This is a genomic window from Streptomyces herbicida (assembly GCF_032656585.1).
GTDB lineage: Bacteria > Actinomycetota > Actinomycetes > Streptomycetales > Streptomycetaceae > Streptomyces > Streptomyces herbicida.
On record NZ_JAUYWJ010000013.1, the window covers coordinates 210,776 to 237,649 of the forward strand.

The following is a 26,874-nucleotide window of genomic DNA, read 5'->3' on the forward strand; positions in this document are numbered from 1 at the left end:
GCCGCCGCTCCTTCCCGTACGGTGCGGCGCCGGCCTTGTCCGGCGCCGCGCGTACCGTCCAGACGAGCAGTCGGCCCCGACCAGAGGACCGACCACGAAGGCCCGACCAGCGTTACGATGCGATAACCCCGCCCCCGACCACGCCCCCTCGGGAAAGCGGTGCTCGGGCGGGTACTGCTCGCGCTGGGCGTACCAGCGGGCCGCGGTGGCCGCAGACGCCCCGGTGTGCTGGATGACCCATGCGCGGCTCACCACCCACCGGCCGCCATCGATCCGACGCGACGCGCCGTCCCCCCTCGTCACCGACACTCCCTCACCCTGTGCGCAGCGCAGCATCACGTGTCGGCGGGTGACCCGGCCGCGTGATCTGTCGGTCGGTGGCCGCCGACCACGGCTGGTGTGGGCCAAGCGCCGCTGGCGCTGCGACGAGCTGGCGTGCCAGCGTCGCTCGTTCACCGAGTCGGTCCCGCCAGTACCGCCAGGTAAGCGGCTAACCGGGCTGCGGCCGGGGCGGCGGCGGCCGATCGGGGCCGCACGGTCGTCCAGGCGGCCCGCGACTATGCGCTCTCCTGGCCGGCCGTTGCGGCGGCGTTCACCAGTCACGCCCTGGCGGTGCTGCCGGCCCAGCCCGAGCCGGTGCAGGCGCTCGGTATCGACGAGATCCGCCGAGGCCGGCCGAGATGGATCCCGGACGAGGCACCGTGACCCACCGCGGCCGCAAGGGCAACCGCGAGTGGGAACTGCGCAACCGGCTGACCCGCTCCGCCGCCCGGATGCGCGCGAGCACCTCGACGCTCTCCCCGACGAGCCGTCCAACCTGCCCAGGGTGATCGGCGCGCCGACCACCGTCGCGTGGAACGCCAAGGAAGTCCTGCTGGACCTGCTTGCCACCGCCCGGACCCGCCCGGACCGGGAACAGGTCCGCGATCTGCCGTACCGGTTCTACCGCCGATACGCCGACGGCGACCTCCCGAACTGCAGCGCTAGCCACAACCGTCGAGACATGGTGGCCAGAGATCCTTGCGTTCCTGCACACCGGGATCACCAACGCCGGCTCCGAAGGCACCAACCGGGTCATCAAGACAATCGCCCGCCACGCCTACGGCTTCCGCAAGCCCGGCAACCAGCGCTTACGCACCCGCTGCGCGACCACCCGTCGAGCCCGTGGACACCTCGATGCCCGCTAATTTCGTTGAGCCCGCACCCTGCAATCGTGTTGGCTAGCGGCACCGAACTGTCAGTACCGCAGGTGTCCGCTTGGCTGTAGCAGGGAGTTAAACGTGCAGGACATTGTTGTCGACCCGGTTGCCCACAATCGGGCAGCCTGGGACAAGTATGTCCAAGAGGGCAATGAGTGGTCGAGGCCGGTGAGTGCTGAGGATGTCGAGCGCGCCCGCATGGGCGACTGGTCGATTGTTCTCATCGGGCGTGAGCCAGTCGACCGCTCCTGGCTGCCGACGGACCTGACCGGCAAGGACGTGTTGTGCCTGGCCTCCGGCGGTGGCCAGCAGGGTCCGATCCTCGCCGCCGCAGGGGCGCGGGTCACCGTATTCGACAACTCACCCCGCCAGCTCGGCCAGGACCAGATGGTGGCGGCGCGCGACGGACTCGAGCTGCGCACCGTCCTAGGCGACATGCGCGACCTCAGCGCCTTCGGCGACGCAACATTCGACGTCGTATTCCATCCGGTCTCTAACCTATTCGTACCAGACTTGGCAGCGGTGTGGCGGGAGTGCTTCCGCGTCCTGCGACCGGGCGGAACTCTGCTCGTGGGCTTCCTCAACCCTGATGTGTACTTGTTCGACCACGAGGCGCTCGACGAGCGTGGCGAGCTGATCGTCGTGCACAAGCTGCCCTACAGCGATGTCACGCAGTACTCCGCCGAGGAACGCGCCACGAAGTTCGGCGCGGATGCCCCTCTTGAATACAGCCACACCCTCACCGACCAGATTGGCGGGCAACTCGCCGCTGGGTTCGTCCTCACCGGCTTCGCGGAAGCGCCGCACCAATCCAACGCATCCGCTCAATACATGTCGAACTATTTTGCGACGCTGGCGGTCAAGCCGGGCTGACCCAGCCGTGGGGCCGGCCGAGACGGCCGCGTCTCCGAATGGCCAAGTGGAGCGCTGTGCCAGCCCGACCCCCCGCCAACTTCGCTGAGCCCGGATGCTGCGCAGTTGCAGGGGTCGGCGGCAGCGGGGGACTGGTCCGAAAATGAAGCATGAGCCCAGGTCATCGAGGCAGCGACTGCGGTGTGGTCAGGCTGCCTCGATGGGGTCGAAGCGGACGGTGTAGCCGAGGGCGTTGGCCTGCCGGGTGAGGCGGCGCATGGCGCGTTCGGGGTCGTGCTTGGCGTAGTAGTCGCCGCCGAGGTCGGTGTATTCGGTGTCGTGGGTGAGCATGTGCCAGACCGCGGTCAGGAGTGAGTGTTCGAGGGCGACCAGGGCTTTCTTCTTGCCCAGCCTGGGCATGAGCCGGTGGTAGCGGGCGCCGAGATAGGGGGTCCCTCGAGTGCGGGAGGCCGCCATGGCCGCAGTGCCCAGCGCGGCGCCGAGCCACCGGTTCCCACGGCGTCTGCGGCCGGACTTGTGCTTGCCGGCGGACTTGTGGTGTCCGGGGCAGACCCCGGCCCACGAGGCGAGGTGGCCGGCGGTCGCGAAGCGGGACATGTCGCCGCCGGTCTCGGCGATGATGACTTCGGCAACCCCCTGGCCGATGCCGGGGACGGTGGCCAGCAGCTCAAGCTGGCGGGCGAAAGGGAGCATCTCCTCCTCGATCCGCGCCGACAGCTCCCCGATTGCCGCGGTGAGGTGGTCGATGCGTTCCAGGTGTAGTCGGCAGAGGAACGCGTGGTGTTCGCCGAAGTTCCCGGTCAGTGCCTCGACCAGGGTAGGGATCTTCGGTCGCATGCGGGCTTTGGCCATCCCCGCCAGGACGTGGACGTCGCGTTCACCCTCGATCAGGGCGGCGAGCATGGCTCGTCCGGAGACCCCCATGATGTCGGTGGCCACGCTGGAGAGCTTGATGCCCGTGTCCTCCAACTCCTTCTCCAGCCGCTGGACTTCGCGGGTCCGCTCGGCGGTGAGGCTGGTGCGGTAGCGGGTGAGGTCGCGCAAGTGCCGGACCGGCTCCGGCGGCACGAACGAGGCCTTGAGCAGCCCGCATTCACCCAGCTGGCACAGCCAGGCCGCATCGGAGACGTCGGTCTTGCGGCCGGGCAGCCCTTTGGCGTGGGCGGCGTTGACCAGGATCACGTTCAGGCAGTCCTCCAGCAGGTAGAACGCCGGCCGCCAATAATCTCCCGTCGCTTCCATCACAACGAGGGTGACCTGCTCCTCGAGCAGCCAGTCCCGCAGCTCCAGCAGGGAGTTGGTCACGGTCGGATACGTGCGGATCTCCTGCCGACGCGAGCGTCTGCCGGAAGGGTTGGGGGTTCGGACGCACGCCTTGAGATCTCTCTTGCCGATGTCGAGTGCGGCGCACCGCTCGTGCAGTACGTCCATGAACCCCACCTCCTGGGACGGCAGTTGTGCACAAGTGCCGTCCGGAGGAGCCACAGGGCTAAAGAGTCTGGTCCGCGTGCTGCCGCAACAATCAACAGTCCCTGTCAGCAGCCCCCGACGCCATACTGACACGCGAGCTCACAAGGCATCACAGATTCGTCGGCGTTCCGGACGGACACAGGCCCCATTTTCCCGCCACTACGGCGGCCAGCGCAGCGGCCTGGATTACTGGTCCGAAAATGACTCGTGGGTGAGTCAGTCGGTCAGGCCGTGATGGGTTCGAAGCGGATGGTCAGGCCCGGGCTGTTGGCTTCCTTGAGCATGCGGCGCATGGCGCGTTCGGGGGCGCGGCGGGTGAAGTGGTCGGCGCCGAGTTCCCGGTAGTGGGTCTTGTCGTGCAGGACGTGTCAGATGGCGATGGCGAGTTTGTGTATCACGGCGACCAGGGCTCGTTTGCCGCCGCGTCGGGCGGCCAGGCGGCGGAAGTAGACGCCGAAGTAGGAGTTCTTGTTCCTGATCGCGACCATGGCGGCGATTCCGAGCAGCCGTTTGAGGTTGCTGTTGCCGGGGCGAGTACGCTGACCGGGGCGCCCGCCCCAATTTTCTCGTATCCGAGGTGATCAGCGCAGCGATCCCGCCCACCTGTAAATCGTTCGGCTCTGGCCCGTAGTCGGTGGTGACGCTGGGTACCGTCAGGGCAGGAGGATGCGGCAGGCCGTTGTCTGGGGCCGTATTCGGATCACCAAGAGGCGAAGGTACCGACCCCGAAGGGTGATCCGGATGCACACCGTGCTCGCGTAGTCGTCGACCGGGTCGAGGAACTGCCGAACGCCATGCTCGCCGCCGTAGTGGCGGCCCTGCTCCTCCAAAGCCCCTGCTGCGCCGGGATTTGGCCGGGCATGAGACAGCGATGAATGGGCGAGGACGGCCAGGGTGAGCGGGACGGCGGCCGCAGCGATGACGAGGGTGCGGGATCGCTGACGTAAGGCGGCGGGGGAGGGCATGATGGGATCTCCGTTCTCGCCCGTGTGGGCGGAAATGGGAGAGGCGCACCCCGGCTTTCCAAGGCGTGGGGGGTGCGCCTCTTTCTGCTTTCGGGAGGTGCGGGTTACAGGGCGGTGATGCCGGCAGCGGCGAGCAGGGCGAGCGCCGTCAGTGACAGGTCGACAGCGCGAGGCAGCAGGACGTACTTGCGTACGGCGATGCCGGACAGGACGCGGATGCGGGCAGGTCGGGTGTCCCCGGTCATGCACGCGCGGATCGTGTCGTCGTCCAGGTGCGCCCAGTACGGGAATGAGGCTCGGTCGTTGCCGTTCAGCCGGGGGCGGACCACGAGCAGGAGCAGGACGGCGGCCGCGCCCAGCGCGGCTACGGCTAATACCCCGCAGGTCTGCGTGAGGAGCGGGAGCCCGGCACGGGGGAGGGTGGTGAGTCGGGCGAGGACGGCGCCGTTGAACGCCAGTAGCAGGCGGGCTTTTCCGTCAGTGCGGGCGATCTCTCCGGCCACGGTGTGGCAGGCATCGGTCAGGTTCTGGTCGGTGGTGGAGACCGTGATAGGCATGGACAATCCCTGATCTCGAAGGGGTGAAGGGGGAGGGTGGCCGGCCCTTATGCCGATGCGCGGGCCGCCCGTGCTGAGTCCCGTCCCAGCCGGTGTGGCCGCTGGGACGGGGCTCGCGTCTATGCGGCCAGCCGGTGTGCGTCCGCGGGGGAGCGATGCAGCTCGCTGCCCGGGTCTGACGGGGTGCCGTCGCGGCACTCCAGGCCCGATGGCCGAACTAACTCATGAGCTTTCGCAGATCAGATGGGGCGTCTGCTGGGGCCTGTTGTGAAAGTGGATCGTCTGTCAGACCTGCCTGGAATGATCCGAGCATGGAGATGACAGTGCAGCTGACGATCGACTGCTCCGATCCGCAGAAAATGGTGGCTTTCTGGGCCGAGGCCCTGGGCTACGTGCCTGAGCCTCCGCCTAGCGGGCACGCCACGTGGCGTGCTTACTGGGCGGCGGTGGGGGTGCCCGAGGCGGAGTTGCCAGCCGGCGCCGGGGATATCCCGGAGTCCATCATCGATCCCGCGGAACGTGGACCGAGGGTGTGGTTCCAGCAGGTTCCGGAGCCGAAGGTCGCCAAGAACCGGTGGCACTTCGATCTGAAGGTCGGTGGGGGCCGTGACGTCCCTCTGGACGTCCGCACACAGCGGGTAAAGGCTACGGTGGAACGGCTGGTCAAAACTGGTGCCACCGTGCTGCGGATCAAGGATGAGCCGGACATGGGACTCTACGCCGCCGCCATGCAGGACCCCGAGGGCAACGAATTCGACGTCGTCTGAGGGCCGTTGCGACGGTGCTGGTCACAGCCACTCGTTCACGGCTGCGACCAGCACCGTTGCCTCGTAGCGGACGGCGAGTTTGTCGTACCTCGCGCCCCGTCAGCATCCGCGCAGGGCAGCGTCACGCGACAGAACGGCCGCGGCTCTTTGACATCCGCGACAACCTCCTCGCGCGCATCCTGGAAACCGAACGCGAGGGTTGGCTCGGCGAGATCGAAGGCTTGCAGAGCAGCCCGACCCACGCCGAGGAGAAGCTCACCACCTCGACGCGCAGATCTCCCGGCAGCAGGAGTCCGTCGACCTCGGAATTCCCGCCTTCCGGGAGATCATTGCTCGCACCACTGCGGTGTCCGCATCGACGGAGCTTTCGTGACCTGGACGGTTGTCACCTCCGGCGAAGGTCATGCGCAACACCCAGTTCCTGCAGGGATAAGCAGCCACCCCGGCTCCATTCGTAGCCGGGGCGGTTTCTCGTCGTGTGCGGTCAGGACTGGGGACGGTTGCGGCACAGGCAGAACGGATGCCCGGCCGGGTCGGTGTAGACCTGCCAGCCGTAGCCGGACTCGCCGACGAAGCTCTTTTGGAGGGTGGCGCCCAGCTTGATCACCCGGCGCTGCTCGGGCTCGAACTCGTCCACCTCGAAGTCGAGGTGGAACTGTTGCGGATGCTCCTGGCCCGGCCAGCTGGGCCGCTGGTAGTTCTCCACCCGCTGAAACGACAGCTCGACGCCGTCATTGCGCAGGTTGACCCAGTCCTTCTGACTGATGTCCGTGTTGATCTCCCAGCCCAGCAGCTCGGCATAGAACTCGGCCAGCTTCCAGGGGTCGGGGCAGTCGAGAATGACATCGGTGAACCTCAGCATCCGATCATCATAAATCGCGGCGCCGGGCGCCCGCGATGCAATAGATCGGTGCACCCCAAGACGTAGTCCGGAGAAGGCAGCTGCCGAGCAACTTGAGCGGTACTGGCGCAGAGCACGTGTTCCGATGCCGTCGTATTCCTGCGACAGCGGCTGCGCTCACCTCTCCGCACCTGGGCTGCGCGTTGACCTTCTGGTGCTCAAGAGCGATCTGCGTACTCGTCGTGCTTGAGGCGGCCGAATGCGAGACCTTTCGGCTAGCCGGACGGTAGCGTCCGCATGTGCGTTGATCTTCCGGGCGGCGGCCGAACCCCGCCGCAGACGGTGGGCGGCCCTGATGCGTTCGGGACCGCCCAGCTGGCGTACCCGTCATCACCACCCGGAGATCAGCAGTGACTGCTCACAAGACCATCACCTACGACGCGTTTGTCGAACTCGCGACCGCTGATCCAGCTGTCGTCGGCCTTGTCCTCAAGGGTTCTCGGGCCCACGAGGGCATGACCACCGAGCACTCCGACCACGACCTGTACGTCGTTCTCGACGATGGCAAGACGACGGCCCTCACCCGGTTCGCGGGTCACCGCACCCCAGAACTCGACCTCGTCATCCTCTCCCTCGACGAGTTCCGCGCCGCCGGAATGCCCGGCTTCGAGCGATACGCCCTCGCCCGCGCCCAGATCGTGCTCGATCGGCTCGACGGAGTCATCGCCCAGATCCTGGCCAGCAAGGCACAGCTCGACGCCGATGAAGCCTTCCGGGAGGCGGGCAAATGGCTCGATGCCTACACCAACTCCCTCTACCGCTCGCTCAAGAACGACCGCGACGGACACGCGCTCGCGGCCCGACTCGACGCCGCCGACAGCATCCGATTTCTACTCGAGCTGCTCTTCGCTTTCGACCGTCGTCCCCGCCCCTACAACAAGTATCTGGAATGGGAACTTGCCCGATTCCCGCTGCCCGACTGGGACACCGCCATGCTGCTCGACGCTGCGGACCGCATCTCAAGAACAGGCGACGTGTCCACCCAGCATGGCCTCTTCGCCCAGGTCGAGGCAGTGGCCCGGCAAGCCGGGCACGGCGCGGTGCTGGACGCATGGGGTGAGGACTTGGACCTCATGCGACCGCAGTAGGAGCGCCCTGCGGGAGCAAGCCCCCGCACCGCCACTTCGGCCCCCGCCGATCGGCGGGGCTCTGGGGTGGCGAGCCGGCCGGAGTCGGTCAGCGGATCTCGTTGCGGGTGCGGGCGAAGAACGCGCCGCGCGTGGTGCTGTTGTCATGGATCTCGGTGTGGTGGGTGACCGGCCCCTCGGAGACGTTCTTGGTGACGGCGCAGCGCGCCTTGCTGATCACGCCGCCGATGGCGGTGGCGGCCATCGCCAGGCCCGCGAACGGCAGGGTGACCCTGAGGACGCCGTTCAACGTGACGGAGGCCAGGCCCTGGAGCACGAGCCAGGCGCCGCAGCCGATGCCGGTGATCCCGGCGCCGACGCCGATGCTCGCCGCCATCCTGATCGTGGGACCATCCCAGCGTTCGCGGGGATGGTCCCACGAAGATCACGGTGGCGCCGACCGGGGTCAACTGCTCCCTGCACCCGCCGGGATGATCCCAACCTCACGGTGCGCCGCGCTGGGACGGAGCCTGCTCCCCACACTCGCGGGGATGGTCCCCGAGCAGACGCGCCAGCGTCGGCCAACGCCCCGGCATGTTCGGCGGCAAGATCTCCTTCCAGGCGTGCGGGCGCCCATGGAGGTTCTCTGGCCCGGGCGTCTTCACCTGACCGAGTACGCAGCTATGTGCGAGTGCTGACGTAGCGCACCGTCGGACCCCACCGCTCCATCACGGGGGCCATGCACCACTGGCACAGAGGGCTGCCGCCGTGGCCGTACTTGTGCGTCTTTCGCTGGCATACGGCGCACAGGCCGACCCGGTCGCCAGGGCAGGTCAGTGCGGACGGGTCCGGCTCTGAGATTGAGGGGACGGGAGTCGTCGTCATCGTGGATCCTGTTCTGGGCGCCTATTTCCAGTCACCCGGGCCATAGGATACCGGCCAGATGTGAACTGCTGTTCGAGTTGTGTCTCGTTGGCGAGGGTGGGTCTTGGGGTCGGTCCCGCAGTCAGCGTGAAGGTGCGGTCGGCCCCGTCCAGAGAGCTGTTCCTGGTCCCGGTGTTCCCCGGTCCGTGGGGGAGTGGCGGGCTATGTGCCGGGTGGTGGCCCGGCCTTTAGGCTGGGTGTGCTCGGGGTGTAGTGCGGAGGCTTTGCCATGCCCGGACGATCTGAAGCGGCGCGATCAGCTTCGGTCTGGTGACTTCTCTGAACCACCAGTTGGGGCAGTACGTTGTTCCGATGACTGATTCTGTGCCGCCCGGCGGCGCTGTCCTTGATGCCGACGAAGTGGATGCTCGGTGGGCGGCCTGGCGGCCGGAACAGGTCGCGGAGCGGTTGGGTGGGGTTAGTGCGCCCTGGTGCATCGTGGCAGGGTGGGCGCTGGATTTGTTCCGTGGAGGGCAGTCGCGGCCCCACGGTGATCTGGAGATTGCGGTGCCAGCGGCGGGCTTCGGGGAGATTCGGGACCGCTTTCCTGAGTACGTGTTTGACGCGGTGGGCTCGGGACGGGTGTGGGCGAGTGCAGGAGCTGATGCGCTCGCGGCCACTCACCAGACATGGCTGCGGGATCCGGTGAGCGGGCAGTTCCTGTTCGATGTCTTCCGCGAACCGCACGAGGACAGGACCTGGATCTGTCGGCGGGACGAGAGCCTGCGGCTGCCGTACGACGCGATCATCGAGCGGACCTCGGACGGCATCCCCTATCTGGTGCCGGAGTTGGTGCTGTTGTTCAAAGCGAAGGCGGCGCGGCCCAAGGATCATGCGGACTTCGACGGGGTCCTGCCGCTGCTGAGCCAGGCACGGTGCGACGTGCTTAGCGGGTGGCTGACGCATGTGCATCCCGGACATCCCTGGCTGGCGAAACTGGCGGGGCAGTGACGCGGGCCCTGCTCGTGAAACGTCACGGACGAGCTGCGGGCGGTTCCGTGGGTGACCACTCGCCTTCATGAGGCACCGTCTTCAGCTCTCGGCGGAGTCGGGAGGCGGATGCTGCGGCGGCGTCAGGTTTCTCGGATCAGGCGCATTTCAACCGCTGGTTCAAGCGTACGTACGGCATCACTCCGGGCGTTTACCAGCGTTCGGGCCACTGACCCAGACAGCCTTCCGGTCCCTGGGCGGTTGGTTCGTGGGCGCTGCGTTGAGCGAGGCGGCTACGGCCCCCCGGGTCTGCCGATGCGCAGCAGGGATGCCCCGAGAGGGGTGAGGGTGTGCAGCACGGAGCCCGCGTTGCGCCGGGTGCTGATCAGACCGGCGTCGCGCAGGGCGGTGGTGTGCTGACTGGCGGCCGACGCCGAGATGCCTGCGGCCCGCGCCAGTTCGCCGGTGGTGGCACCGGTCACGGTGGAGCGCAGGACGTTGGCACGGGTACGGCCCAGGAGGACGGCGAGCGGCCGCTCGCTGCGGTTCCCGACGGCTTCGGGGGCGGACACGGGGTGCAGCGGGTAGACCAGCACCTGTGGCAGTTCGGGGTCCGAGAGCGCGACTGGTATCCGCCAGCAGAAGTACGAGGGGACCAGCAGCAGGCCTCGCCCGCCGAGATGAAGATCGCGATCCTCCACCGGGTAGTCGACGTGCAGGACTGGAGCCCGCCAGCGCATCGTCGCGCCGAAGCTGCCGAGCAGCCGCTCCACCCCGCCGTGCAGCAGGGCGCGGCAGCGGATGTGCCGGTCGCTGTCGAGGCGGGCGCGTATCTGGTCGTCGTACGGGGCGATCGCGGCGTTGTAGTAGTCCTTGAGTGCCGCGGCCAGTTCTTCGCGGTTCTCCTTCTCGGTGAGACCGGTGAGCCACGACGGTGCGCCCGTCGGTTGGCCGGCCAGACGGCCCACTTCGTTGCGGACCCGGTCCGGTGGGGTGTCCACGATCGCCGCAAGGCCGGCGGCGAGGCCGAGGGAGGCCTCGGCGGGATTGAGGAAGTCGGGGAAGTAGGCGGCTCTCGGGAACAGCGGCAGAAGTCTCGTCGGCAGTGCCCGGCCGAGCCCTTTCTCGCTCAGAGCCGCAAGTGCGCGGCGATGCCAGTCGGCGTATGCCCAGCGGCCCTGGCGGGTTTGGAAGCGGTGGAGACTGAACGTGATCTCCCACAGCGGGTCCGGGGCGGCGGCCACGCGCGTGCGCGCTAAATCGGCGTCGGTGAAATGAATGCGGAGCATGCCGTTCCCCCCGTGCGGCCTCGGCTATTAAGCCCAGGCGACATATGATTGCCAGTTCGCGGCACCGCTGGCAACATCCTTCGCGAACAGAATTCGGCCATTTGTTCCAGGCCGTAAGTAATTCGAAGAAGAGATCTTTTCCCCGTCGAGGACGACACGAGGAGATCAGCATGTCCGTCAGCACCAAGTTCGCCGCAGCGTGCGCCGCCACCGCCCTCGCGGCAAGCCTCGGCCTGACCGCCGCCGGGACCGCGGCCGCCGCCCCGGCGTCCACGTCCGTGAGTGCCTCCAAAGCGCAGGTCAAGTCCTGGTCGTGCGGCTTCTACGGCGGCACCGTCGAAACGGTGTACGGCAACAACAACGACCGGGTTCGCGAAGTCCAGTGCCTGCTGGTCTACGTCTGGGGCTGGAACCTCGGCTCCACCGGCCCCGACGGTGACGGCGTGGACGGGGACTTCGGCGGCAAGACCCTCGCGGCTGTCAAGGGATTCCAGACGTGGGACAACAACAGGGGGTGCAGCATAAAACTCACCGTCGACGGCCGGGTTGGAACGCACACCTGGAGTGCACTGCGCTCTGACAACGGTTGTCCGACCGTCTGAATCAGCGCGCATCGAAGTCAGGCGTCCTGGCCGCTGATTTAGATGGCATCTGATCTGAAAACCGTCACCCTCAGCAAAAGCAAGCCGTAACACCCGGCCGGGACGGGGCCCCACGAGTAACGCTCACGCCCTGAGTACACAGGACCGGGGGCCACGTCATGCCCCTGCGACAACGGCAGAAAGCGAGAATCGCATGAACAGGAAGAGGCCCATCGATCGACTTGCTACACCCTTGGCGGCTGGGGCGATGGTGGCCGCGGCCTTGACGGTCGGTACCTCATCCCCGGCGGTCGCCGCTGCTCCGCCTACCGTCTCCCGGGCAGCCGCGCCGTTGTCGATCGATGTCGCGGGAGCCACATCCGTGGGCGCGTCCCGTCAGCCCGCGCCGGTGAGCCACAGCGCTGTACCGTTGGGTGCCAGTGTCACCCTCCCGAACCCGGTGTTTGGCATCAACAACTGTGACGGACGTCGGGAGGAGTTCACTCGCGGAAGCGACAACGCGCTGTGGCACCGGTGGGAAAAACGCCCCTCTGACACCAGTTCATGGAGCGGTTGGGTGAGCCTCGGCGGGGCAATAATCTACAACCCCTCGGCAGCACGCAACTCGGACTGCCGTCTGGATGTATTCGTGATCGGCATCTACCACGAGATGTTCCACAAGTGGCAGGATTCTGCAGCGAGCGGTGGCTGGTCCGGCTGGGAAGACCTTGGCGGGAACCTCGTAAGCTCTCCGTGGAACGGCTATTTCTCGGATGGCCGCATTTGGGTCGGTGCCTGGGGGCCGGATGGAATCGAGCACTTCAAGCGTCAAACCGCACCATCTCAGGGCCCATGGATCGGCTGGTACTAAGACCGACCGGCAAATGGATCACTTGAGGCGGCAGCTGGTGGGTCGGCCATCCCAGCGGTAGCGGCTGCGTGCCTGCCAGATCAGCATGCGAAGTGTGACGAGGGTAGCGGCGAGGTAGAGGTAGAAGTCCACGACCCTGCCGCTTCTCTCGGTGCAGCGCCGAAGCTTGCCGTAGCCGTTCATCCACGAATGCGTGCGCTCGACGGGCCAGCGCCTGCTGGCCTGGATCGGGGCGGGCACACCCCTGCGGGCGATCTCGGCAGTGAACCCCAACTCAGCCACAGCTCACGGGACTTGATGCTGTCGTAGCCCCGGTCGAGGTTGACGTTCACGGTGTCCGGCAGCATGCCAACCTGCTCCTGCGCGGCGTCCAGGGTCAGTCCCAGCAGTGGCGAGTCATGCCTGTTAGCCCCCGCGGAGACGATCCCCCGCGGGACGCCGCGGGCGTCGCAGGCGGCGGAGCGCTTCAGCCCCTGCTTGCCCCGGTCGACCGGCGAGCGGCCGGCCTTCTCCCTGCCGGACGGGGCCTTGGTGATGCAGCCGTCCACCGAGATCTCGCCAAGGTCGAGGCCGATCATCCGGTCGTAGGCGTCCAGGGCGAGAGCGTGCAGCGCTTTGGAAATCCCTTGCCGGGACCACTCTTTGAGGCGTCGGCGGATGGTGCGGTCAGAGCATCCGGGCGTGGAGATCCGCTCGTAGCCGAAACCATGGACCAGCGCGAGCACGATGTGCTCGAAAACGGTTCGGTCGGGGATCCGGCGGCGGTGACAGCCCAGCGGGTGGCCGACGACGAACTCCTCCCGGACGGGAAGGAGCGCGGCGAACTGTTCCCACAGGGGTTCGAGCAGGCAAGCTGGCAGCGCGGGCACGGCCGTCCTTCGTGATCACTGAGCATAGAGATTACGAGCATGAGGTACGCGCAGGGCGGCGGGTCGGCCGACCCTGAGCTCAGGGCAGGTTCACCACGGGAGGTTCCCGGATCGGTCGATGAACTGTCCCGTCGGCCCTTCCGGGCCGATCGTCGCGAGGGTCACGATGGACTCTGCGCCGTCGGCGACGCCGTGTCCGAGGCCGCCGGTGAAGTCGGTCGCGGTCTGCCCGGGGTCTGCGGCGTTGACCTTCACGTCCTTCAGTTCCTTGGCGTACTGCGTCGTGAGCATCGTGACCGCGGCCTTCGAGGCGCAGTAGAGGGGCAGGGCATACTGCGACTCGATCCGCGCCGGGTCCTGGGTCATGCTGAAGGAGCCCATCCCGCTGGACACGTTGACGATGACGGGGTTCGGCGACTTGCGCAGCAGCGGGAGGAAGGCGTGCGTGACGCGCACGATCCCGACGACGTTCACGTCGAGTACGGCGCTCACGTCGGCCGCGGTGTACTCCTCGACGGGGCCGACCTTGCCGAGGACGCCGGCGTTGTTGACCAGGACGTCGATCGTTCCCTCATGCGCGGCGACATCCGCGGCCGCGGCCTGGACCGAGACGTCGTCGGTCACGTCGATCTGAACGAACCGGGCGCCGAGCGACTCGGCCGCGGCCCGACCGCGCTCACGGTGGCGGGCACCGAGGAGGACGGTGTGCCCCGCCTCGACGAGACGACGAGCGGTTTCAAAACCGAGGGACTTGTTGGCCCCGGTGATGAATGTGGTGGTCATGCTGGCTCCTCCTGGTCCGAACAGCACGGTCGTGCGCTGTTCACACACCCCATGCTGGGTCCCCGGGAGGGTTGGCGGGAGCTACGGGACTTCCTGGTACCGCGCATACCACCCAGCAGCCTGGTCCACCGGACGAGGCAGAACGCGGGCCTCATCCCTGAGGAGACATCCTCTGGACCCCAATGGCCGCAAGGAATTCGAGTTTGCTGCGGGCGTCGGTGCCTGGCTGCGGCGTGTACACCACGAGGCGGAGGTTCGTGTCCTGGGTGTTGAGGATGTCGGAGTTCATGGCGACGTCTCCGACATCCGGGTGCTGGACGAGTTTGTGCGCACTCTGGTGACCGCCCACCGCTCGGCGGCTCCACAACTCGCAGAACCGTGGGCTGAGGTTCAGCCTCGATATCAACCCCGCGAGGTCGGGATCGTCGGGGTACCGGCTCGTCGTCGCGCGCAGGTCGGCGACGAGGGACTCCTCGAACGCCACCCGCTCGGCCGCCGTCTGCCGGACCCGGGGCAGCTCAGCCAGGAACTGCCAGACCAGGACGTTGCGGTCTCCCACACCGCGGACCGTGGGATCGCCGAACGTGGCCGCGAACAGCGGATTCCAGTGCAGCAACTGCCAGGTGGCGTCGTAGATCGCCAACGGGTTGCCGGCGAGTTGGTCCACGATCCGGTACAGGCTCCCTGGGATCATTCGTGGAACCCGGCTCGGATCCGCTGCGTGACCGGCCATGCGCAAAAGGTGAGCTTGCTCGTCGTCGGACAGGTGCAGGGCGCGAGCCAGGGCCGAGCAGACCTGCGCCGAGGGTGTCGCCACCCGTCCCTGCTCCAGCCGGACCACGTACTCGACCGAGATGCCGGCCAGCGTCGCCAGCTCCGCGCGTCGCAGACCGGGGACCCGACGGGGTGAGCCGTGTGCGAAGCCCACCGTCGTGGGGTCCAGCCGGTCCCGCCACGCCCGCAGCGCGGCACCGAGTTGATCCATGCACACCATCCTCCCGCACACCCCGCCCCGCTGGGTGGTACACGCTGCACCACGAAGTCCCGTAGCTCCCGCCGGCGCTCCCCGGGGGCTCGGTGTCGAGTCGTGAACGGCGCACAACGATGCTGTTCGGAGTCAGGAGGAGCAAGCGTGACCACCACCTCGAACCACTACGTCACCGTGCTGTGGGAAGCCCGGGCCAAATCCGGAAAGGAAGCCGCGATGAAGGCATTCATGACAGCCGCCGTCACCGCATCGCGCTACGACGCGGGCAACATCGACTACGAGGCTCACCAGGTCGAGGGACAACCGGGCGCGTTCGTCATCTTCGAGCGCTGGGAGAGCCGCGAGGCCCTCGAAAGCCACCTGCAGGCACCCCGCATGCAGGACCTGGTGCCCCAACTGCTGGAACTGATGGACGGCAGCGTCGAGGACGGGATCCGCTTCCTGCAGCCGTTCCGCCCGGCACGGTAGGCCGACCCGGAGCACAGCGGTCGTGATCGTCGTCCTCCGAGGCTGAGCGGTTTCGAGCAGCGAGACGCCGCCCGTTGACGCATCAGGGTGTAGCCGGCCTCGTTGGGAATGGTGTGTTCGATGGGCACCAGGACGCGGGGGGCGAGGTCGCCGTTGCCGGTGTCCTCGGCGTTGCCGCAGATCGCCAGGACCGGTACTTCTTCGGGCTCGGCGTTGAAGTCGCCGGCGACGGCCTGCTGCTGGGCATCCTCCACGGTGTTCGAACCGGTCTTCGCCGCCCCAGCGACGTCCTGCGCTACGGCGCCGCTGGCCACATCTTCCTCGGCTGGGTACCGCTCGCCTGATCTCCAACAGCTCTTCCGGGCACGCTGGCTTGGTGTGCCTCAAGCGCGGGGGGAGCGCAGGGTAGCTACGCATGAGCACCGTTGTGAGCGACCTCGCGCGCCCGGCCCCGTGTGCGCAGGACCTGGTGACTGCGACTGAGCTCCGCCCCTGCCCATCGAGCGGTGGCGGAGCTCAGCGCTTTGGCTCAGTGCTTTGGGCGGGGAGCGGATCAGGAGGAAGAGCTGGGGCTGGGGCCTTCGCCGCCCGGGCCGCCGCCAGGGGGACGGCCGCCCGCCGCGGGCGGTGTTGCGTCCGGGTCGACGGCCAGCACAATCGAGCCGGTCAGGCCCTTGCTGTAAGTGCCCGGCTTGACCTGCTTGAGCGTGACCAGCGAGGCCGCGCCCGCCGACTGGGCGACATGGTCTTCGGCCAGTTTGACCCGCTGGCTTCCCGTGTGCTTCGCGTACGGGTCCAACTTGGCGATGGCGTCGGCGACTTCGTCGGCGAAGAAGACCTGACCGGTGTGGGCGACGTGGCCGTCCTCGTACGTCCGGCCTTCGACCTCGCCGCCGTAGTGCACCTTGAGGTGGATGTGGGTGGTGCGGCCGTAGTACCAGCCGGGGAAGATCGTCTTGAACGTCGCCTTGCCGTGCCGGTCGGTGAGCTGTACTCCGCGCAGGAACGTCATTTCGTCGGTGTTCGGAACGTGCCCGTTCTCGTCGGCCTTGGTGGGGTCGTAGGGTTCGTCCGGGGAGATGGCCGTGTAGCCGGCGTAGACGCCCCCGGCGTCGCAGTGCCAGATGTCCACCGCTGCGTTGGGCAGGGGCTTGCAGGTGTTCGTGTCCACCACCTGGAAGGTCATGGCGAGCGATACGCCGGGCCTACCCTCCGTGATGTTGCTGCGGACCTTCTCCTCCTCCAGGTAGTAGGGGCCTGTCATCTGCTCCGCGGTGAGAACGCACTGCGGGATGGCCGTGGAACCCGTGCTGGCAGAGCCGGTGGTGGTCGCGTCCGTGACGGAACCGGCCGGTTCAGCTGACGCGTTGGCGGCGTAGGCGGCGATTCCGGCCGCGCCGAGCCCTGCTCCGCCGAGTACGGTCAGGACCTTTCGCCTGTTGGGTCCCGCCTTGGCAGGGGCGTTCTCGTCATCCGCTGAGCATGTGTGCTTGTCGTTTGACATGTCATGGAAGCTACAAACCGAGTGTGAGAGGGCTCTGGGTGGCGGCTGTGGATGCCCTGTGCAACATCGGCTCGCTCCGCCCAGCCCGCCCCGCGACGATCGGTTTGCCGTGCTGGTCACAGCCATTCGTTGAGGGCTGCAATGAGGATGATGGCTTCGTAGCGGATGGCGAGCTTCTGACCGGCGGCTGTGGGCTTGGCGCTGGCCGGGCTTCTCAGCAGGCTACCGCCGCGGCGCTCGCACCGCCGCCTCGGGCGCCAGATGACCTCAACGCCAGCCGACCAGTCACTGGCGGCTCAAGGCGGGCCGGCGCGTGCTGGGCGGAACGAGGCGCCGAGCCCCGCGGCCCCAGAGCGGCGCTGTTTGTGCGGACGACCAGCGGTGGGGAGTCCCTCCCGGCTACCACGCCATGCTCGGCATCGCCCGCCTCTGCAACCTCACCCTCGCCGGCTCACCCCGAACGTGTCAGCGAAGTCTGGGCGACGTGGCGGTCAAGAGACTGTGGCAGCTGGTGGGGTCCACCGGCGGGTGCGGGGCATCGCGCTGGAGATGCCGTAGTCCTTCTTGAGCTGTTCGGGGATGGCGTAGTGCATGACGCGTCCGCGGGTGAGAGAGGACAGCTCGAAGACGGTCATGAGGTGGCCGAGACGGTCCAGGGCCCAGGCCCCGAGGGGGGAGCGGTCCTCGATGGTCTCCAGGACGCCGAGGAGATGGGGCGTGGCCTTGACGACGGTGTCCCACGGGGTGTGCGGCACGTCGAGCCAGTCGGCGCAGGTGTCGCCGATGAGGTAGCGCATGAGAGCGGAGACGATCGGGTCGAAGAAGGTTCCCGGCACGATCTCCTCGTAGAGGTCGATGAGCTGCCGGGTCAGATGCGCGCCCTCTTCGGAAGGCCCCATGTGCCGGATCATGTACAGGTCCAGGAACTGGCGGGCCTCGTCGAGCGTCTTGGGGGCCGCGTCCTGGTCGATGCCGAGCATGGCTCCCACCAGTCGCCATGCGTAGTAGTAGGCTTCCGCGCCTTCCTGCGACATGTGGATGCCGAGGCGGTGCAGGCTGTCCAGCACGAGCAGCGAGAAGAACATCTGCCCGCCGATCATGTCCTCCTGACAGATCGGCACTCCCAGCGCGTCGGTGTCCCAGCGGTTCTCGCGCTTGAGGTGGTGACGGATGGAGGCGTGCAGGAGGCGGACCTTCTGGGCGGCAGGGATGAAGCGGCTGCTGGCTTCAAAGGCGTCGGGCTGCATCAGGTAGACGGTGAACTGGCCCGTCTCCGCCATGCGTTTGGAGGGGTACTTGAGCCCGTGGGCGGCCGACAGCAGCTTCGCCACGTGCGGTACGACGTAACAGGCGGGCATGGAGGCGAAGGACAGCGCGGTGGAGATGTGCACGTTGTTGTCGATGAAGAACAGCCGGGCCTTCTCCATTTCCGACCAGTCCACCCAGGACGGCGGGATACGGGTGGCCTCAAGGTACTCGCGCGCCACGTCCGGCAGACCCTCTGGAAGGGGAGCGCCGCCGGTGGAGACGTAGCGCATCAGGGTGTTGAACGTGCCCACCTGGCCGCGTTCGAACAGTGCGGCGACGGTGGCGTCGGCGAGTTCGTCACCGGCCTGCCGCAGGGCGTCCATCGATGCCTCGGTGCATGTCATGGCGGGGCTCCTTGTCTTCCACGGGATCGTCCCTGAGCGGCGCGAGGGGCAGCGGCTGGGCAAGACAGCAGGGTTGCGCCACCTCGGGGGCAAAGGGTCAAGAGAGACGGTCCGCCACCGACTGCGCCAGCGCGGTCAGGGCAGCGTCGGCGTGCGTAGGTGCATCCAGCTCGTGAAGGGCGCCGAGCGCCTCCTCGACTCGCGCGCTGATCATTTCCTCGACGCGGTCGGGTGCCTTCAGGCGGCGCATCACCTCGCGGACCGCGTTCAGAGCATCCGCGTCCAGGCGGCGATGGCCCAGCAGAGCGTGCAGCCTCTCGCGGTCGTCGGCGCCGGCGAGGCGCCAGGTCTCTGCCAGCAGCGCGGTGGGCCGGTGGCCGCGTACGTCGTCGGCGTTGGCCTTGCCGGTGCGTTCCGGGTCTCCGAACAGGCCGAGCAGATCATCCCGCAGCTGGAACGCCTCGCCCAGCGGCAGCCCGTACGCGGAGTAGCCCTCACGCAGCCGCGCGCCGGCCCCGGCGAGAGCACCGCCGATCAGCAGGGGATGCTCGACGGTGTACTTGGCGGTCTTGTAGCGGACCACCTTCAGCGACCCGGTTGTGTCCGGGCCGGCTCCGGTGCGCAGAATCTCCAGGCACTCGCCCGCGACCAGTTCGCGGGCCATCACCGACCACAGCGGGCGAGCGCGGGCGAGATAAGCGGCGGGCAGGCCGCTGGTGGCGAACAACTGCCCCGCCAGTGCCATCAGCAGGTCACCCACCAGCATAGCCAGCGACCTCGCGGCTGCCTCACCTCGCGGACGACGTCGTACGGCGCCGCGTAGAGCGACATGGGCCGTGGGTCGCCCATGCCGCAGCGGGCTGTCGTCGATGAGGTCGTCGTGCACGACCGCGGCTGCGTGCACCAGCTCCATGGACGCCGCCGCCCTCACCAGCGCACCGCTGTCCGGCTGCGCGCCAGCCCCAGTAGCAAAACGCTGCCCGCAGCCGTTTGCCGTCCGCGACCGCAGCCTCCAGCTGCTCGGCCACCGGGCCCAGAAGCGGATCGATCGCGGCGAACTGGTCGGCCTCCTGGGCGACGAACCGGCGCACCACCTCGTCGACACGGATCTTGAACGCGGCCTGCTCCCACCGGTCAGTCATCAGCAGCGGTCTTCCGAGCCAGGGCGTGCCGGGCCAGGACCTCCAGGTGGGCCGGCGGGATGGCCACGTACCGGTCCACCACCAAGCGCCCACGCGCCGCGAGGTCGTGCTTGGCCTGCGCCGCCAGCTCAGCAGCGTCCGAGCGGCGCAGCAGCCCCCGCACCGCCCCCACGGCCGAACCCAACGTGCTCACCGCCAGATCGGCCAGCCCGGCCACCAGCAGCACCGCCTGCTCGTCCAGGCCCCTGCGCCGTCCCACTTCTCGCGTCATGCTCTTCCCCCACCCACAGCACACCCCGGCGGCGCCGGTCACAGGCCGTCCGTTCGAGCATCGCGTCACCCCGGACGCGAACACGGAAGAACTCACGATCGAGTGATCACATCGATCGGCCGTACGGATCACCGCTGCTGCAGTCCCCTGCACGTCCGCGAGTGGACATGCGGCGAATGCGGCACCGTGCACGACCGCGACCACAACGCAGCACGCAACGTCCTCTTCGAAGGACGCCGAAAAGTCGCCGCCGGACGGGTGGAGACGCTAAACGCCTCGTGGAGCGCCGGTAAGACCAGGACGAAAGTCCCGGCACAGCGCGGTGAAGCAGGAAGCCCCCGGAAGGGTCAGCCGACCCAGACCGGAATCCCTGGACTTTAGGCCAGGGAGCACGTCAAAGCCAGCGTCAACCAGCCGGCAGCGAAACCAACGAAACGTCAAGCCGAAGAGCCGACGTCAGTAATGCCGTCATACCGCGACGATCAAGCAACGCCACCAGTCCACGGACACCACCAGTTCAACCCGAGTAATAGACCCGGGTCGGCGTATGCGGGCGTCCATCACGATTGCCAGGCAGTACGACAGGCAACGCCGTGCGGCAAACCGCCGCGCGGACACGTCATGGACTATCGCCAGTAGCAGATGCCCGTGTGGCTGCCGTTTTGGCCGTCACTGTAGTCGTATGCCTGGAACTTGAAGTAGGAGCTGGTCTTGGGACCGAAACGGCCGTCCACGCTCAGCACGTTGCTGCCCCACATCTGGTTGATCATCGTCTGGGCGTTCTTTACCGCCTGCTCGGTGGCGGGGCCGAAGTCCGAGTCCTCCGCGATGTTCTGGCCGAAGCAGGCGGTCAGGCTCTCCTGCAGGACCAGCACGGCAATATTATGGTTCCCCCGGACCACGACGCAGTTGTAATTTCCTGAGCCGGGGCTCGTCGACGGCAAATGGAGGTACCAGTCCCCCCAAGAAAGCACGTTGGTGAAGCCGGTGCACGGAACCTCGGCGGCGGAGGCCGTGGGGGCCGAGCCGAACAGGCAGGCAGCCGCCATGAACACAACGGACAGGATTCCAGCGCTTAAGGACTTCCTCATCAAGGCTCCTGGACAGGGCGACACCACGTAGTAAGAGGCGTCACCTGCGGTCTCGCGGACCGGATCAGGATGACAGTGTCCATGACATAGGACAATGGCGTGATCTGGTCATCGTTGCGGGCGCCAAGGGTCTGCAGGGCGGCCATCGGGAAAGGCCCATCGCGTGACCAGGTCCCATGTCACCAGGTTGGAGCCAGATCCTGGCTTGACAGCTTCATTGGGAATCAGTAGCGCGATTCTCCAACCCCCCACATTCCTGGGAGACTTCATGCGCCGCGTCGTCTTCGGCCTGCCCGTCACCACGCTGCTGCTGATCGGTATCAGCGCTGCCCCGGCACGTGCCGAGCCTCCTGCTGGTCGGGGGCTGTTTTTTGTGGTGTGCGTTCACCTGTCGTGTGGGTGAGAGATCCGGGTGGGTGACGCTGTCCTGGGGGCTTACTGCATGACGGATGACGTTGTCTCAGTTTCGTGAATTCTTATCCGCTGGCCGGGGTGGCCTTCACCAGCCGCTTTCCGCAGCTCACCGCGCGTCGAGCTCTGCACGATGCCGGGTTCCCTGAACGGATCCCTCGGACAGGACGTAGTCCACATCGACAATCTTCAGTTCCGATGCAAGCCGCGCTCCGCAGGGCTCTGGCCCTGGCACAGTCCAAAGCGGGCTGTCCCGATGGGATGGCTGCAGGGATGATGATCTTCCCTGCCCGGCTGTGGTTGTCGTACGGTCTCGCATGCGTGTCCCGCACGCGGGGGAGCGGGGCAGGCCGGTTAGGGGAGAGGACGGCATCGGGGTGGGCAGGGACGAAGGGTGGAGCGAGCACGCGGCGTGCCGTGCGGCCGATCCGGACAGGCTGTTCGTCGAAGGTGCCGCGCAGGGCAGGGCGAAAGCAGTCTGCACCGGTTGCGTCGTACGGACCGAATGCCTGGCCTACGCCCTCGACAACCGGATCGAGCACGGGATCTGGGGCGGCATGACGGAGCGGGAGCGACGTGCCCTGCTGCGGCGCCGGCCGACGGTGACCTCCTGGCGCAGGCTGCTGGAAGCGGCGCGCACGGAACATGACCGACAGACTCGACCCGACGATGACGGACGTTCGGCGATAACGGGCTGATTCTGCCGAGCCGTTTTCGGTGGGGGCTCGGTTCTGCGCGATTCGGCAGCAGCGAGTCCTGGGGCGGCCACCACTGCCGTGAGGGCAACGGCCGGTTCGCGGCGTTCGTGCGGCGGCGCGAGAGGGGCACAAGTTCCTGATGAGGGTGACCACAGACTCTCAGCAGGCTCGCGAGGCCCGATGAACAGGACACCGATGAAGGCGGCGTTCTCACCGGTGACCAGGCCGCCGCCAGGCACAGCCTCGCCCCGCAGTACGTGCGCTCGCAGATCCTCCGCAACCGCGAACAGCTCGGGCGCGAGCAGCTGGACCTGGCCCTGCTCCACAACCCGGAGCGGGACCACACCGCAGGCCGGCCGGGCCTGCACCGCACGATCCGGGACGCGTTCGCCGTCCTGGAGGAGGAGACGGCGGCCGGACACGTGGCCGGGTACGGCATCGCCACCTGGGCGGGCCTGGAAGAGGAAGCGTTCACGGTGGCGAAGCTGCTCGCCTTGGCCGGCGAAGTCGCGGGCGGACAGCAGTACCACCACCTGGTCGCCATCCAGATGCCTGTCAGCCTGGTGATGATGACGCCGATCACCCGATCCTCCAGCACAACCGCCAGCTGCCGGATTCCTGGTGGGCCGACCTCGCCGGGACGTTGGCGAAGGTGGCGGCCGTCGACACCGACCGTGTTGCCGTACGACAGCAGTGCATGGACCTGGCCATCCCCAGTTCGTGGGCATCCCGGTACCCGCCGTCAGCTGCTGGACCACCGCCCAGGCATTGAGCAACAAGGGACTGCTCACCAGCAGCCCGAACTTCCTCGTCCCGCGTCCACGCAGGAAACGCCTGGACCTGCCTGAAGACAGCGAGGTGGTGAGCTTCACCGTACACCCCGGCGAATAGCCGTCCCTGCTGCCGCGGCGAACGGCAGCAGGCTGCCGACGGCGTGCCAGTGGCGGGCGACGAAGCGATCGCGCAGTCCTCCGGGAGCCCTGACGCCGCATGGCGCGCGGCAGCTCGTCCGACTCCAGCATGACCGGTTGACAACCGGCCGGGAATGAGGACCTGCAGGGACTCAGGCGGTCCATGCGGCCACAGCACCCATATTCTGCGCGCCCGTGGTCGTCCATGGCCTTGTGGGCTGCCTTCTTGGCGCCCCGGAAGACGCTCTCGATCGAGAGTGAACCGCTCATGACAGGACGTTAGCTGCCTCGTAATGCAGGTGCGATCGAATTCGCGGACTTATGACTGGGATCAGAATGAGGTGCTTGCCGTTTGGGAATGACGGGATGTCAGGTCTCGTTGCCAGGCAGGGGGTGAGTGCGACCGATACGCGTAGTGGGGCAAGCCGAGGCTGGTCGAGGACGGGCCCAGGAAACGGTCCAGGTGCTACGGCGCGGGCGGCTTGCCTGGCGGCTCCCAGCCGTGGGTGAGGATGTCGAAGATTGCCTCGATGGCGGCCCGGCGGTCCTGCCGGCCGCGAGCGAGCACCGGGATCTCGAGTACGAATCGGGCAATAGCTACACACGCGAGGTTGTCGTGCTCCACGCCGAACTCGTCGGCGATGACTGCGCTGAGGCTGTCGGTGTACCGGGTCCACATGCGTTCGGCGTAGGCGCGCAGCACCGGCGTTGAGTTCACCAGGTTGGTGAACTCGGCCGCCTGAGGATGTGCCTCGATCGACGGCCAGGTGTCCAGGACGTGCTGTCGGAGGGCATCGAGGATGCTCTGATCGGAGGGTCGCTGCCGCACCGCGGCGATCAGCTGTGACTCTCGGTCTTCGTCCTGGTCGAATACCAGCGCTTCCTTGCCGCTGAAGTGCTTGAACACCGTAGCGGTCGACACGTCGGCGGAGTCGGCGATGTCACGGATGCTCACCTGATCGTAGCCGCGCTCCAGGAAGAGTTGCAGTGCGGCGTCGGCGATCGCCTGCCGGGTGGCCGCCTTCTTGCGGTCGCGGCGGCTGGTAGAGGGCACGGTCATGACTACAGCGTACTAGATAGTCGAATCAGTCGCTAAGTAGAGTCGTTGTACTTTTCGACTCACTCTGATTCTATGGATATGTGCGAGCACCTGAGCGGCACATCCTCGTCGGCCTGATCATCGTCTGCACCGCCGCCGACCTGTTCACCTGAGAGGCCCTCTGCGGGGCACATCCGGTTCCGGTGCTGAGGTCGACAACGCCCGGCCTGCTCGCCTCTCTTCGCCGACTGAAAGGGACAACCATGAACTCCCCAGAACCCGCCCGGGCACGCATCAGCATCATCGGTGCCGGCCCCGGCGGACTGACCTGCGCCCGCATCCTCCAGCAGCGCGGCATAGCGGTCACCGTCTACGACCGCGACCGGGGCCCCGACGCGCGCGACCAGGGCGGCACCCTCGACCTGCACGCCGACAACGGTCAGCTCGCCCTGCGCGAAGCCGGTCTGCTCGACGAGTTCTTCAAGCTCGCCCGCCCCGAAGGGCAGGAAATGCGGCAGATGGACCCGACCGGCACGATCACGTCCCATGAAGTCCCGGCGGCCGACGAACTCTTCAAGCCGGAAATCGACCGTGGCCAGCTGCGTAACCTGTTGCTGGACTCCCTGCAACCGGGAACTGTGCACTGGGGCCGCGCCCTCGACACGATCAGTGGACCCGACGACGGGCCGCGGCAATTGCACTTCACCGACGGCACGACTACCCAGACCGATCTGGTCATCGGCGCGGACGGCGCCTTCTCCCGGGTACGCCCGGCCGTGTCCCCCGCCGTCCCCGAGTACACCGGGGTCAGCTTCCTGGAAGCATGGTTCTCGGACGTCGAGAACCGGCACCCGGACATGGCCGAGCTGGTCGGCCAGGGCAGCGCCCACGCAGCCGACGGCGAGCGCGGCCTGTTCGCCCAGCGCAACAGCGGAAACCACATCCGCGTCTACATCATCCAACGCATCCCGGTCGGCTGGATCAGCACGAGCGGCCTGACCGTCGAGGACACCGACGGCATCCGCGCCCTGCTTCTGGGCGAGTACGCCCACTGGTCGCCCCGCATCCGCCGGATGATCACCGAAAATGACGGCCCCTACGTCAACCGCCCGATCTTCGCCCTCCCGGTCCCGCACACCTGGGAACACAACCCGACGGTGACCCTGCTCGGAGATGCCGCCCACCTCATGCCCCCGCTCGGTGTCGGGGTCAATCTCGCCATGCTCGACGCCAGCGAAATCGCCCTCGCTCTCGCGAACGCCGCCACCGTTGCCGACGCGATCCGCACCTACGAGAAGACCATGCTCCCCCGCTCCACCGAGACGGCCAAGGCCCTCGAAGGCGGCGCCGAACACCTGCTGTCCACCGACGTACCCGACTTCGGCAGCAACAACGACGCCCAGCACTAGGGACTGACTGAGGTCTTCAGCCGTCGCCAGCCGATGATGGCGCAGCCGAGGGTGATGAAGGCTTGGTGGATGTCGTCGCGGATCTCCCAGCGGATGCGCAGGCGCCGGAACCAGTGCAGCAGCGCGATGGCGCCCTCTACGACCCAGCGGTGGACTCCGAGGCCGGAGCCGTGTTCGGCGCCGCGTCGGGCGATGACCGGGGTGATCTCGAGCTGGCGGACCTTGTCGCGGTAGACGTCGTGGTCATAGCCGCGGTCGGCGTAGACCCGGCGGGGGCGGCGCAGGAGTCGGCCGCTCCTGCCGCGGATCGGCGGAACGGCCTGGATCGGCGGGATCAGCTGGGTGACGTCGTTGCGGTTTCCACCGGTCAGGGTCACCGCCAGAGGGATGCCGTACGCCTCGACAATCACGTGGTGCTTGCTGCAGGCCTTGCTCCGGACCGGGGAGCGCCCGGTGGCTGGTCCGCCCCTCATCGCGCGCACGTGCGAAGAGTCGATGGCGGCCTTGGAGAAGTCCCCGCTGTACGGCTGCTCCGGTCGTGTCCGTCACTGCCGGTAGGGAACGTGTCGGCCGCCGTGGCCCTCGTTGTGTGGGGTTCTCGAACCCGGCTCGGAACTGGGACACGGCAGCAGCGTGCATGTACCGGAGCCAGGCGGCGAGGTCGGTGGGGATGGTGAAGACGCCGACGATGCCGCAGGCGCCGCGGGGCCGGTGCCGTAGAGGTTCTTCAGCCTGGCCCGCAGTCGGGACGCCGGCGGTGCGCGTCGGCAGCTGCCCGGCGGCAACGGCGGCGAGTGGGCGGCCGACGGCCTCGGACCAGACGGTGCCGAGCGGCTCGGCTGCGCGGCGGTAAGGCTCCTCGTCTGGCGGGCAACGGCTGTCGGCGCCCTGCCGAAGGCGGCGCCGGCTGATCACGTGTACCTGGACGACATGCAGGTCGACGCGCTGGTCGACGCCTCGGGGGCCTACCGGGTGTTCATCCTGTCGGCAGCGGCCGGCAATGCCGGAATGGATGTGACGTCAGTGCTTGAGCGCGTCCTTGGCCTTTTCCTTGGCCTCACGGGCGTCACCCGTGCTCTTCGTCGCCTGCCCCTCTGCGGCCATACGCTCGTTCCCGACGGCGCTTCCCAGGGCCTTCTTGGCCTTGCCCTCAGCCTGCTCGGTCTTCGCCTTGGCCTTCTCGCCGGCAGTCATGGAACACGCCTCCTCGTCGTTGTTGTTCCGCTGTCGCGGTAAGCCGCTCG

27 protein-coding genes and 6 pseudogenes are annotated in these 26,874 nt (G+C 67.5%); 16 read left to right on the top strand and 17 right to left on the bottom strand.

The features are described 5' to 3' along the window. Positions 1-680 precede the first annotated feature (680 nt). From Q8A52_RS26975 to Q8A52_RS26980, 3 genes are all read left to right on the top strand, one after another. Complete coding sequence (locus Q8A52_RS26975; protein ID WP_316756063.1) at positions 681-830, top strand: hypothetical protein; 150 nt, start codon at positions 681-683, stop codon at positions 828-830. Positions 831-884: 54 nt separating this feature from the next. Continuing rightward, positions 885-1,187, top strand: a complete 303-nt coding sequence (locus Q8A52_RS49120; RefSeq protein WP_361614790.1) for a transposase — start codon at positions 885-887, stop codon at positions 1,185-1,187. A gap of 93 nt (positions 1,188-1,280) precedes the next feature. Beyond that, positions 1,281-2,072, top strand: a complete 792-nt coding sequence (locus Q8A52_RS26980) for a class I SAM-dependent methyltransferase (RefSeq protein ID WP_316756064.1) — start codon at positions 1,281-1,283, stop codon at positions 2,070-2,072. Between the two features lie 186 nt (positions 2,073-2,258). Here the strand turns inward: Q8A52_RS26980 and Q8A52_RS26985 are convergent, their stop codons facing one another. From Q8A52_RS26985 to Q8A52_RS26995, 3 genes are all read right to left on the bottom strand, one after another. Continuing rightward, on the bottom strand, positions 2,259-3,503 hold the full coding sequence (locus Q8A52_RS26985) for an IS110 family RNA-guided transposase (protein ID WP_316756065.1): 1,245 nt from the start codon (positions 3,501-3,503) through the stop codon (positions 2,259-2,261). A gap of 692 nt (positions 3,504-4,195) precedes the next feature. Next, positions 4,196-4,507, bottom strand: a complete 312-nt coding sequence (locus Q8A52_RS26990; RefSeq protein ID WP_316756067.1) for a hypothetical protein — start codon at positions 4,505-4,507, stop codon at positions 4,196-4,198. Positions 4,508-4,611: 104 nt separating this feature from the next. Next, positions 4,612-5,064, bottom strand: a complete 453-nt coding sequence (locus tag Q8A52_RS26995; protein WP_316756069.1) for a Pycsar system effector family protein — start codon at positions 5,062-5,064, stop codon at positions 4,612-4,614. 311 nt (positions 5,065-5,375) lie between these two features. Here Q8A52_RS26995 and Q8A52_RS27000 point away from each other — a divergent pair, with 311 nt between their 5' ends. Further along, positions 5,376-5,831 carry a VOC family protein gene (locus tag Q8A52_RS27000; protein WP_316756071.1) on the top strand — a complete coding sequence of 152 codons (456 nt, stop codon included), beginning with the start codon at positions 5,376-5,378 and terminating at the stop codon, positions 5,829-5,831. Between the two features lie 484 nt (positions 5,832-6,315). Here Q8A52_RS27000 and Q8A52_RS27005 read toward each other — a convergent pair whose 3' ends face one another. After that, positions 6,316-6,693 (bottom strand): VOC family protein, encoded by a 378-nt coding sequence (locus tag Q8A52_RS27005; RefSeq protein ID WP_316756073.1) that lies wholly within the window; start codon positions 6,691-6,693, stop codon positions 6,316-6,318. Positions 6,694-7,082: 389 nt separating this feature from the next. Here Q8A52_RS27005 and Q8A52_RS27010 point away from each other — a divergent pair, with 389 nt between their 5' ends. After that, entirely contained in the window at positions 7,083-7,820 is a 738-nt protein-coding gene (locus Q8A52_RS27010; RefSeq protein WP_316756075.1) for a hypothetical protein, read from the top strand. 88 nt (positions 7,821-7,908) lie between these two features. Here the strand turns inward: Q8A52_RS27010 and Q8A52_RS27015 are convergent, their stop codons facing one another. Beyond that, positions 7,909-8,196: a hypothetical protein gene (locus tag Q8A52_RS27015; RefSeq protein WP_316756077.1), complete on the bottom strand. Its 288-nt coding sequence runs from the start codon at positions 8,194-8,196 to the stop codon at positions 7,909-7,911. 839 nt (positions 8,197-9,035) lie between these two features. Between Q8A52_RS27015 and Q8A52_RS27020 the strand changes: the two genes are divergently transcribed. After that, positions 9,036-9,674, top strand: coding sequence for a nucleotidyltransferase domain-containing protein (locus Q8A52_RS27020; protein ID WP_316756256.1), 639 nt, complete (start codon positions 9,036-9,038; stop codon positions 9,672-9,674). A gap of 116 nt (positions 9,675-9,790) precedes the next feature. Continuing rightward, a pseudogene (locus tag Q8A52_RS27025) lies at positions 9,791-9,886 on the top strand (helix-turn-helix domain-containing protein); the annotation flags it as partial. A gap of 60 nt (positions 9,887-9,946) precedes the next feature. Here Q8A52_RS27025 and Q8A52_RS27030 read toward each other — a convergent pair. Beyond that, the gene (locus Q8A52_RS27030) at positions 9,947-10,942 is read right to left on the bottom strand and encodes an ArsR family transcriptional regulator (RefSeq protein ID WP_316756079.1); all 996 of its coding nucleotides are present in this window, start codon (positions 10,940-10,942) and stop codon (positions 9,947-9,949) included. A gap of 170 nt (positions 10,943-11,112) precedes the next feature. Here Q8A52_RS27030 and Q8A52_RS27035 point away from each other — a divergent pair, with 170 nt between their 5' ends. Both Q8A52_RS27035 and Q8A52_RS27040 read left to right on the top strand, forming a co-directional pair. Beyond that, complete coding sequence (locus Q8A52_RS27035) at positions 11,113-11,544, top strand: peptidoglycan-binding domain-containing protein (protein ID WP_316756081.1); 432 nt, start codon at positions 11,113-11,115, stop codon at positions 11,542-11,544. Positions 11,545-11,905: 361 nt separating this feature from the next. Further along, positions 11,906-12,394: a hypothetical protein gene (locus tag Q8A52_RS27040; protein ID WP_316756083.1), complete on the top strand. Its 489-nt coding sequence runs from the start codon at positions 11,906-11,908 to the stop codon at positions 12,392-12,394. Between the two features lie 18 nt (positions 12,395-12,412). Here Q8A52_RS27040 and Q8A52_RS27045 read toward each other — a convergent pair. The 3 genes and pseudogenes from Q8A52_RS27045 to Q8A52_RS27055 all read right to left on the bottom strand — a co-directional run bounded on the left by Q8A52_RS27045 (position 12,413) and on the right by Q8A52_RS27055 (position 15,031). Then, positions 12,413-13,263 (bottom strand): annotated as a pseudogene (locus Q8A52_RS27045) (IS5 family transposase). 90 nt (positions 13,264-13,353) lie between these two features. Next, entirely contained in the window at positions 13,354-14,046 is a 693-nt protein-coding gene (locus tag Q8A52_RS27050) for an SDR family NAD(P)-dependent oxidoreductase (RefSeq protein ID WP_316756084.1), read from the bottom strand. Between the two features lie 151 nt (positions 14,047-14,197). Continuing rightward, entirely contained in the window at positions 14,198-15,031 is an 834-nt protein-coding gene (locus Q8A52_RS27055) for a helix-turn-helix domain-containing protein (RefSeq protein WP_316756086.1), read from the bottom strand. A gap of 147 nt (positions 15,032-15,178) precedes the next feature. Between Q8A52_RS27055 and Q8A52_RS27060 the strand changes: the two genes are divergently transcribed. Together Q8A52_RS27060 and Q8A52_RS27065 are read left to right on the top strand one after the other, a co-directional pair. After that, the gene (locus Q8A52_RS27060; RefSeq protein WP_316756088.1) at positions 15,179-15,502 is read left to right on the top strand and encodes a putative quinol monooxygenase; all 324 of its coding nucleotides are present in this window, start codon (positions 15,179-15,181) and stop codon (positions 15,500-15,502) included. 113 nt (positions 15,503-15,615) lie between these two features. Then, positions 15,616-15,846 (top strand): hypothetical protein, encoded by a 231-nt coding sequence (locus tag Q8A52_RS27065; protein WP_316756090.1) that lies wholly within the window; start codon positions 15,616-15,618, stop codon positions 15,844-15,846. A gap of 209 nt (positions 15,847-16,055) precedes the next feature. Here the strand turns inward: Q8A52_RS27065 and Q8A52_RS27070 are convergent, their stop codons facing one another. The 4 genes and pseudogenes from Q8A52_RS27070 to Q8A52_RS27085 all read right to left on the bottom strand — a co-directional run bounded on the left by Q8A52_RS27070 (position 16,056) and on the right by Q8A52_RS27085 (position 20,071). Further along, positions 16,056-17,006, bottom strand: coding sequence for an intradiol ring-cleavage dioxygenase (locus Q8A52_RS27070; protein WP_316756091.1), 951 nt, complete (start codon positions 17,004-17,006; stop codon positions 16,056-16,058). A 491-nt stretch (positions 17,007-17,497) separates the two neighbouring features. Next, on the bottom strand, positions 17,498-18,658 hold the full coding sequence (locus Q8A52_RS27075) for an oxygenase MpaB family protein (protein ID WP_316756094.1): 1,161 nt from the start codon (positions 18,656-18,658) through the stop codon (positions 17,498-17,500). Positions 18,659-18,755: 97 nt separating this feature from the next. Further along, positions 18,756-19,800: pseudogene (locus tag Q8A52_RS27080) on the bottom strand (polyprenyl synthetase family protein). Then, positions 19,793-20,071 (bottom strand): polyprenyl synthetase, encoded by a 279-nt coding sequence (locus Q8A52_RS27085; protein WP_316756096.1) that lies wholly within the window; start codon positions 20,069-20,071, stop codon positions 19,793-19,795. Before Q8A52_RS27085 ends, Q8A52_RS27080 begins: the two are co-directional and overlap by 8 nt. Positions 20,072-20,215: 144 nt before the next feature. Here Q8A52_RS27085 and Q8A52_RS27090 point away from each other — a divergent pair. Then, positions 20,216-20,452, top strand: a pseudogene (locus tag Q8A52_RS27090) (zinc ribbon domain-containing protein); the annotation flags it as partial. A 245-nt stretch (positions 20,453-20,697) separates the two neighbouring features. Here Q8A52_RS27090 and Q8A52_RS27095 read toward each other — a convergent pair. Further along, positions 20,698-20,946, bottom strand: coding sequence for a peptidoglycan-binding domain-containing protein (locus tag Q8A52_RS27095; protein ID WP_316756098.1), 249 nt, complete (start codon positions 20,944-20,946; stop codon positions 20,698-20,700). Between the two features lie 484 nt (positions 20,947-21,430). Here Q8A52_RS27095 and Q8A52_RS27100 point away from each other — a divergent pair, with 484 nt between their 5' ends. The 3 genes and pseudogenes from Q8A52_RS27100 to Q8A52_RS27110 all read left to right on the top strand — a co-directional run. Beyond that, a complete protein-coding gene (locus Q8A52_RS27100; protein ID WP_316756100.1) occupies positions 21,431-21,565 on the top strand; it encodes a hypothetical protein in 135 nt (44 codons plus the stop codon). 325 nt (positions 21,566-21,890) lie between these two features. Further along, positions 21,891-22,271 carry a WhiB family transcriptional regulator gene (locus tag Q8A52_RS27105; RefSeq protein ID WP_316756102.1) on the top strand — a complete coding sequence of 127 codons (381 nt, stop codon included), beginning with the start codon at positions 21,891-21,893 and terminating at the stop codon, positions 22,269-22,271. A 239-nt stretch (positions 22,272-22,510) separates the two neighbouring features. Next, positions 22,511-23,119 (top strand): annotated as a pseudogene (locus Q8A52_RS27110) (aldo/keto reductase); the annotation flags it as partial. 529 nt (positions 23,120-23,648) lie between these two features. Here the strand turns inward: Q8A52_RS27110 and Q8A52_RS27115 are convergent. Next, positions 23,649-24,242, bottom strand: coding sequence for a TetR/AcrR family transcriptional regulator (locus Q8A52_RS27115; RefSeq protein ID WP_316756104.1), 594 nt, complete (start codon positions 24,240-24,242; stop codon positions 23,649-23,651). Positions 24,243-24,484: 242 nt separating this feature from the next. Here Q8A52_RS27115 and Q8A52_RS27120 point away from each other — a divergent pair, with 242 nt between their 5' ends. After that, positions 24,485-25,630, top strand: coding sequence for an FAD-dependent oxidoreductase (locus tag Q8A52_RS27120; RefSeq protein ID WP_316756106.1), 1,146 nt, complete (start codon positions 24,485-24,487; stop codon positions 25,628-25,630). Here the strand turns inward: Q8A52_RS27120 and Q8A52_RS27125 are convergent. Then, positions 25,627-26,145, bottom strand: a pseudogene (locus Q8A52_RS27125) (IS5 family transposase); the annotation flags it as partial. The gene Q8A52_RS27120 and the pseudogene Q8A52_RS27125 sit on opposite strands and share 4 nt — an antisense overlap. A gap of 505 nt (positions 26,146-26,650) precedes the next feature. Further along, positions 26,651-26,824, bottom strand: a complete 174-nt coding sequence (locus tag Q8A52_RS27130; RefSeq protein ID WP_316756108.1) for a CsbD family protein — start codon at positions 26,822-26,824, stop codon at positions 26,651-26,653. Positions 26,825-26,874 lie beyond the last annotated feature (50 nt).

Excerpts from the sequence above, each read along its gene's own strand:
- Q8A52_RS27100 (WP_316756100.1), top strand. The coding sequence starts at position 21,431 with ATGCGCCGCGTCGTCTTCGGCCTGCCCGTCACCACGCTGCTGCTGATC.
- Q8A52_RS27050 (WP_316756084.1), bottom strand. The coding sequence starts at position 14,046 with ATGACCACCACATTCATCACCGGGGCCAACAAGTCCCTCGGTTTTGAA.
- Q8A52_RS27005 (WP_316756073.1), bottom strand. The coding sequence starts at position 6,693 with ATGCTGAGGTTCACCGATGTCATTCTCGACTGCCCCGACCCCTGGAAG.
- Q8A52_RS27085 (WP_316756096.1), bottom strand. The coding sequence starts at position 20,071 with ATGACGCGAGAAGTGGGACGGCGCAGGGGCCTGGACGAGCAGGCGGTG.
- Q8A52_RS27035 (WP_316756081.1), top strand. The coding sequence starts at position 11,113 with ATGTCCGTCAGCACCAAGTTCGCCGCAGCGTGCGCCGCCACCGCCCTC.
- Q8A52_RS26990 (WP_316756067.1), bottom strand. The coding sequence starts at position 4,507 with ATGCCCTCCCCCGCCGCCTTACGTCAGCGATCCCGCACCCTCGTCATC.
- Q8A52_RS27015 (WP_316756077.1), bottom strand. The coding sequence starts at position 8,196 with ATGGCGGCGAGCATCGGCGTCGGCGCCGGGATCACCGGCATCGGCTGC.
- Q8A52_RS26985 (WP_316756065.1), bottom strand. The coding sequence starts at position 3,503 with ATGGACGTACTGCACGAGCGGTGCGCCGCACTCGACATCGGCAAGAGA.
- Q8A52_RS27120 (WP_316756106.1), top strand. The coding sequence starts at position 24,485 with ATGAACTCCCCAGAACCCGCCCGGGCACGCATCAGCATCATCGGTGCC.
- Q8A52_RS27105 (WP_316756102.1), top strand. The coding sequence starts at position 21,891 with ATGCGTGTCCCGCACGCGGGGGAGCGGGGCAGGCCGGTTAGGGGAGAG.
- Q8A52_RS27075 (WP_316756094.1), bottom strand. The coding sequence starts at position 18,658 with ATGACATGCACCGAGGCATCGATGGACGCCCTGCGGCAGGCCGGTGAC.
- Q8A52_RS26995 (WP_316756069.1), bottom strand. The coding sequence starts at position 5,064 with ATGCCTATCACGGTCTCCACCACCGACCAGAACCTGACCGATGCCTGC.
- Q8A52_RS27115 (WP_316756104.1), bottom strand. The coding sequence starts at position 24,242 with ATGACCGTGCCCTCTACCAGCCGCCGCGACCGCAAGAAGGCGGCCACC.
- Q8A52_RS27000 (WP_316756071.1), top strand. The coding sequence starts at position 5,376 with ATGGAGATGACAGTGCAGCTGACGATCGACTGCTCCGATCCGCAGAAA.
- Q8A52_RS27020 (WP_316756256.1), top strand. The coding sequence starts at position 9,036 with ATGACTGATTCTGTGCCGCCCGGCGGCGCTGTCCTTGATGCCGACGAA.
- Q8A52_RS27055 (WP_316756086.1), bottom strand. The coding sequence starts at position 15,031 with ATGGATCAACTCGGTGCCGCGCTGCGGGCGTGGCGGGACCGGCTGGAC.
- Q8A52_RS26975 (WP_316756063.1), top strand. The coding sequence starts at position 681 with ATGGATCCCGGACGAGGCACCGTGACCCACCGCGGCCGCAAGGGCAAC.
- Q8A52_RS27070 (WP_316756091.1), bottom strand. The coding sequence starts at position 17,006 with ATGTCAAACGACAAGCACACATGCTCAGCGGATGACGAGAACGCCCCT.
- Q8A52_RS27030 (WP_316756079.1), bottom strand. The coding sequence starts at position 10,942 with ATGCTCCGCATTCATTTCACCGACGCCGATTTAGCGCGCACGCGCGTG.
- Q8A52_RS27130 (WP_316756108.1), bottom strand. The coding sequence starts at position 26,824 with ATGACTGCCGGCGAGAAGGCCAAGGCGAAGACCGAGCAGGCTGAGGGC.